Annotated in this window: 4 protein-coding genes and 3 pseudogenes; 2 read left to right on the top strand and 5 right to left on the bottom strand. The window is 69.4% G+C overall.

The annotated features are described in order from the left end of the window. Positions 1-172: 172 nt before the first annotated feature. The 5 genes and pseudogenes from ACFY0K_RS39555 to ACFY0K_RS39535 form a co-directional block, all read right to left on the bottom strand. Complete coding sequence (locus ACFY0K_RS39555; RefSeq protein WP_351962684.1) at positions 173-1,858, bottom strand: ribonuclease J; 1,686 nt, start codon at positions 1,856-1,858, stop codon at positions 173-175. A gap of 162 nt (positions 1,859-2,020) precedes the next feature. After that, a complete protein-coding gene (gene dapA / locus ACFY0K_RS39550) occupies positions 2,021-2,920 on the bottom strand; it encodes a 4-hydroxy-tetrahydrodipicolinate synthase (RefSeq protein WP_390643906.1) in 900 nt (299 codons plus the stop codon). Positions 2,921-3,155: 235 nt separating this feature from the next. Next, positions 3,156-3,608 (bottom strand): annotated as a pseudogene (gene thyX / locus ACFY0K_RS39545) (FAD-dependent thymidylate synthase); the annotation flags it as partial. Further along, positions 3,609-4,355: pseudogene (locus tag ACFY0K_RS39540) on the bottom strand (HNH endonuclease); the annotation flags it as partial. A 159-nt stretch (positions 4,356-4,514) separates the two neighbouring features. Then, a pseudogene (locus ACFY0K_RS39535) lies at positions 4,515-4,805 on the bottom strand (FAD-dependent thymidylate synthase); the annotation flags it as partial. 201 nt (positions 4,806-5,006) lie between these two features. Between ACFY0K_RS39535 and ACFY0K_RS39530 the strand changes: the two are divergent. Beyond that, positions 5,007-5,243 carry a hypothetical protein gene (locus tag ACFY0K_RS39530; protein ID WP_390643905.1) on the top strand — a complete coding sequence of 79 codons (237 nt, stop codon included), beginning with the start codon at positions 5,007-5,009 and terminating at the stop codon, positions 5,241-5,243. Between the two features lie 90 nt (positions 5,244-5,333). Beyond that, entirely contained in the window at positions 5,334-5,888 is a 555-nt protein-coding gene (locus ACFY0K_RS39525) for a hypothetical protein (protein ID WP_390643904.1), read from the top strand. The last annotated feature ends 112 nt before the right edge of the window (positions 5,889-6,000 follow it).

Raw genomic sequence — 6,000 nt, 5'->3', positions numbered from 1 at the left:
TTTTTGTTTTTCCCCCGGGGGGGGGGGTTGGGGGGGGGGGGGGGGTTGGCGGGGGGGGGGGGGGGGGGGGGGCCCCCGGGGCCCGGGGGGGGGGGCCCCCCCCCCACCCCCCCCCCCCCCCCCCGCTCCGGGTTCATACGTACGACAGGCCGTACGGATGCTGTACGCGCCGTCAGACCTCCACGACCACCGGGAGGATCATCGGCCTGCGCCGGTAGGTGTCCGAGACCCACTTGCCGAGGGTCCGGCGGATGAGTTGCTGCAGCTGGTGGGGTTCCACGACGCCGTCCTGGGCCGAGCGTTCCAGGACTTCCGAGATCTTCGGGATGACGGCGGAGAACGCCGAGTCGTCGATGCCGGAGCCGCGGGCCTGGACATGGGGTCCGCCCGTGATCTTGCCGGTGGTCGAGTCGACGACCACGAAGACCGAGATGATGCCTTCGTCGCCGAGGATCTTGCGGTCCTTGAGGGCCGGCTCGCCGACGTCGCCGACCGAGAGGCCGTCGACGTACACGTAACCCGCCTGGACCTTGCCGGAGATCTTGGCCTTGCCCGCCACGAGGTCGACGACGACGCCGTCCTCGGCGATGACGATGCGGTCGTGCGGGACGCCGGTGAGGGCGCCGAGCTCGGCGTTGGCGCGCAGGTGCCGCCATTCGCCGTGGACCGGCATCAGGTTCTTCGGCCGGCAGATGTTGTAGAAGTACAGCAGCTCGCCGGCGGAGGCGTGGCCGGAGACGTGCACCTTGGCGTTGCCCTTGTGGACGACGTTGGCGCCCCAGCGGGTCAGGCCGTTGATGACGCGGTAGACCGCGTTCTCGTTTCCTGGGATGAGCGACGAGGCCAGGATGACCGTGTCGCCGTCGACGATGCGGATCTGGTGGTCGCGGTTGGCCATCCGGGACAGGGCGGCCATCGGTTCGCCCTGGGAGCCCGTGCAGACCAGGACCACCTCGTGGTCGGGGAGGTCGTCGAGCGTCTTGACGTCGACGACCAGGCCCGGCGGGACCTTCAGGTAGCCGAGGTCCCTGGCGATACCCATGTTGCGGACCATGGAGCGGCCGACGAAGGCGACCCGGCGGCCGTACTCGTGGGCGGCGTCCAGAATCTGCTGGATGCGATGGACATGGCTGGCGAAGCTCGCCACGATGATCCGCTTGCGGGCGCTGCCGAAGACCTGGCGCAGCACGTTCGAGATGTCGCGCTCGGGCGGGACGAAACCGGGGACCTCGGCGTTCGTCGAGTCGGCCAGGAGGAGGTCGATCCCCTCCTCGCTCAGTCGTGCGAACGCGTGCAGATCGGTGAGGCGGTTGTCCAGCGGGAGCTGGTCCATCTTGAAGTCGCCGGTGTGGACGGCCATGCCGGCCGGGGTACGGATGGCGACCGCGAGGGCGTCCGGGATGGAGTGGTTGACGGCGACGAACTCGCAGTCGAAGGGGCCGACGCGCTCGCGCTGGCCCTCCGCCACTTCCAGGGTGTACGGGCGGATGCGGTGCTCCTGGAGCTTCGCCTCGATGAGGGCGAGGGTCAGCTTGGAGCCGATCAGCGGGATGTCCGGCTTCTCGCGGAGGAGGAAGGGGACGCCACCGATGTGGTCCTCGTGGCCGTGGGTGAGGACGATGCCCTCGACGTCGTCGAGGCGGTCCCGGATGGACGAGAAGTCCGGCAGGATCAGGTCGATTCCGGGCTGCTCCTCCTCGGGGAAGAGCACTCCGCAGTCGACGATCAGCAGGCGGCCGCCGTACTCGAAGACGGTCATGTTTCGGCCGATCTCGCCGAGACCGCCGAGCGGCGTGACGCGGAGGGCGCCTTCGGGGAGCTGAGGCGGCGGGCCGAGTTCAGGATGCGGATGACTCAAAAGACTCTCCTCACCACGCACGCCACGTACCGGTCGGGCACGTGGCGTGCGTGACGTTCGTGCATAAGCAGTTGTCGTTGTCTTGGTGGGGTGCGGGCACCGGTGTCCCGCTTATTCAGTTGTGAAGCGTTGCTGCGCGGACGGCCGCGCAGAAGTCTGTTGTCAGAGTTGTACCCCGCCGGCGGCAAGATCGATCTTGAGCTGGGCAATCTCCTCGGCCGAACATTCGACCATGGGGGCGCGCAGGGGTCCCGCGGGCAGGCCCTGGAGGGCGAGGGTGGCCTTGGTGGTCATGACGCCCTGGGTACGGAACATGCCGGTGTACACGGGGAGCAGCTTCTGGTGGATCTCCGCAGCCTTGACGACGTCACCGGAGGTGTAGGCGTCGACGAGGGCACGCAGGTCGGGGGTGACCACGTGGCCGACGACCGAGACGAAGCCGACCGCCCCCACGGAGAGCAGCGGCAGGTTCAGCATGTCGTCGCCGGAGTACCAGGCGAGGCCGGACTGCGCGATGGCCCAGCTCGCGCGGCCCAGGTCGCCCTTGGCGTCCTTGTTGGCGACGATCCTCGGGTGCGCGGCGAGGCGGACGAGCGTCTCGGTGCTGATCGGGACGCCGCTGCGGCCGGGGATGTCGTAGAGCATGACGGGCAGCCCGGCTGCGTCGGCGACGGCCGTGAAGTGCCGGTACAGGCCCTCCTGCGGGGGCTTGTTGTAGTACGGCGTGACGACCAGCAGGCCGTGCGCGCCGTCACGCTCGGCCTGGCGGGCCAGCTCGATGCTGTGGTGGGTGTCGTTGGTGCCGACACCGGCCACGACGTGGGCACGGTCGCCGACCGCCTCCAGTACGGCTCGTACCAGGTCCGATTTCTCCGCGTCACTGGTGGTGGGGGACTCGCCGGTGGTCCCGTTGATGATCAGGCCGTCGTTGCCTGCGTCCACCAGGTGGGTGGCGAGCCGCTGTGCGCCGTCGAGGTCGAGTGCGCCGTCCGCCGTGAAGGGCGTGACCATGGCGGTGAGGACCCGCCCGAAGGGGGTCTGCGGAGTGGAGGTCGGAGCCATGGGTTACACGCTACTCGGTGCTCACGGCGCGGTCTGCCCTTGGGGTACGGGAAAAGTCCGGACAAATAAGGAGCCCGGCACTGCCTGCTCGGGGGTTCAAGCAGTGCCGGGTCCGTTTGATCAGGCTAGATGAACTTCTCTAAATGCCGCAATACGGACACCTCGCGAGGCTGATCCGTACATCTGTACCGAGTCCGACAAGAAGCGCGAGCGTCGGGCCGTGTCACCGGCCGTACTACGGCGCGACCCGGCCGTTGGCGTTGAAGGCCGCGTGGGTGAGCGGCATGAGCCTGGCCCACTCCGCCTCCATCTTCTCGCCGACCATCTCGATCTCCCGCTGCGGGAAGGACGGCACCTTGGCCAGCTCGTGCTGGGTGCGCAGCCCGAGGAAGTGCATCAGCGAGCGGGCGTTACAGGTGGCGTACATGGAGGAGAAGAGGCCGACGGGCAGAACCGCGCGGGCCACCTCGCGGGCGACACCGGCGGCGAGCATCTCCTGGTAGCGCTCGTACGCCTGGATGTACGACTCCTGCATCGAGCGTTCCACGATCTCCTGCTGGGCCTCTGTGCCCGGCACGAACTCGTACTTGCCGGGACGCCCCTGCTGCACCAGCTTGCGGTCCTCTCCGGGGACGTAGAAGACCGGCTGCAGTTCCCGGTAGCGGCCGGACTCCTCGTTGTACGAGTTGTGGACGACGAAATCGTTCGCGAGGAAGTTGTGCCAGGGGCCTTCCACGGAGAGGTCGTAGGTCATCTCCTCGCCGTCGGCCTCGATGGCGACGACCTGGTCGGGCACCGCCTTGGCGACCTCGCCGCCGCGCCGGGCCAGCGCCTGCTCCCCCGCGCTCTTGGTCGCATGGCACGGCTCGCAGGCCGGCGCAAGGTTCTTCTCGTCGAGGGCCTGGAGGAGGTCACCCGCCACCGGGACGACGTGGTCCAGGGCGAGCCGGTCCCGCGGGAAGTCCGCACCGCAGAGGTGGCAGGTATCGGTCTCCTTGATCAGCCGCTCGCGCTGCATGGAGGTCCACACGCCGATGCCGCGGCGCAGGCTGGGCGGGACGAGCCCCTGCGACGGGCGCTGCGCCGTGCCGGAGACCAGGACGGCGTCCCCCACATTGAGATCTCCCGCCTTGCACCAGCCCTCCGGAGTGAAGAGGGCGTGGTCGACCGTGCAGCGGAGGGTCTTGCCCGAGGCGGTGGTGATCTTGACGAGCGGCTTCACACCCGACTCGATCACGTCGACGATCCTGGCGCGCTGGGCGAGCAGGGTCTCCTCGTCGTAGCAGCGCACGTGGTTGCGGCGGACCGATTCGAGCTTGCGGATGCGGGTGCTGGGGTGCAGCTCCCGGAACTCCGCGACGGCGGACTCGGCCGCCTCGCGGTTCTCGTACAGGCCGAGGTAGTGGTCGGTGTCGCCGCGCCGCACCTGAGCCATCCACTTGCCCGCCCGGCTGTGCCAGGTCACGCCCCCGGCGGAGTGCGGCAGACGGTCCTCGACACCCAGGTGCCAGAGCTTGTACAGCTCGGCGATGGGGTGCCGGCGCAGGTGGCCGGCCTCGCTCTCCAGCGTGATCTCCGTGTCCCCGGCGATGCACCAGCCCACCCGGTGCCGCATGAACTCGCGGAAGACGAAGATCGGGGCGCTGATGAAGAAGGTCATCGAGTTGTGCTCGAAGGGGCTGCCGTGGCGGTCCCGCATCAGGTAGTTGATGAGGCCCTTGGAGCGCTCCGGGTCCTTCGTCAGCTCGTCCAGGGACTGCTCGCCGGCGGTGGAGACGCGTGCGGCCCACAGCACGTCGGAGTCGGCCGCGCTGTGCTTGACCAGGTCGACGGTGACATCGCTCCGGAAACTGGGCTTGAGGTCGTCGGCGGGGGTGTCGGTCACGGCTCGGAGGGTCCTTCCATCACTTCTCTCGGGCGGCGCCCACTCTACGGCCCGGTACCGACATCGGGGCGTTCGGTGCCGGGGCGCGACATACACCGGCGAATTTCTGTGAATTCGGTGAAACCGGGCACCTTTCGGGTCACTCGCCCGTCTGTGTGGATGACAGACAGTCGTTCGATCCCGAGAGGGGATGCACCGCCCATGTTCCGTCGGCGCGAACCGGTCCCGTTCGCCTTCCTCGCCGAAGCCGACAGGTTCCGCAGCAATGTCACACCCCCGCCCCGGCAGCGGCTGCCCGTGAGCCAGATAGCCGGGCGCTGGCTGCTCGGGCTCACCATCGTGGCCGGGCTGGTGGGCTCGCTGGTGCTCGGCATGCCGGCGCTGTCCACGCCGTCCGGCTCGGGGACTCAGCAGTCCCAGGCCTCCCAGGGGCGCTGACTCTTCCGGACCCCCGTGAGTGGTGGGCGGGAACAGGGGCGGATAGCCTCACCGGGCACAGCCCATGCATGGATTGAGTGAGGACCAGCCGTGCCCCTGCCCTTCCTGACGGCCGACCGCACCTACGACGCGGCACTCGACGACGCCCTGCCCTACGACGACCGCAACCGCTGGCGGCGCCCCTACCGGCCCGGGCCGTGGCGGGTCGGCGGAGCCGCCCTGTGGCTGCTGCTCGCCTCGTTCGTGCTGTTCGCGGCGGTCGCACTGGCCCTGACCGGCTCGCTGTCCTCCGGCGTGACGGTCCTCGGCATCGCTCTGCTGATCATCGCCGCCGCACTGCGGATACTGCGTATGGGCGTGTGGGTGAGCGCGCACGGAGTGCGCCAGGTCGGTCTGCTCCACACGCGGACGGTGCCCTGGAAGCGGGTCGTCGAGGTGCGGACGGCGCAGCAGCCGGTGCGCTGGCTGGGCCTGCCGCGGACCGTGCAGGGGCAGGCGCTGACGCTGGTGCGCAAGGACCGCGCCCCGGCGGACACCGAGCCGCTGATCACCACACACGGCATGGACTTCGTGGGCCGGACGTCGGCCTTCGACCGGGCGGCGGACGTGGTGGAGGCGTGGGCGGCGGAGTACCGGCGCGGGTAGCTCCGCGAGTAGCTCCGCTGGAAGCGCCGTGATGTGCCGTCTTTCGTCTGCGGCGCCGTTGTGGCTGGTCGCGCAGTACCTCCCCCAGCCTTCGGCCGGGGGCACCCCCAGC

This window comes from Streptomyces sp. NPDC001507, from assembly GCF_042894765.1.
Taxonomy (GTDB): domain Bacteria; phylum Actinomycetota; class Actinomycetes; order Streptomycetales; family Streptomycetaceae; genus Streptomyces.
The sequence above is the reverse complement of the archived record's forward strand: the minus strand, read 5'-3'. Positions and strand labels throughout refer to the sequence as shown.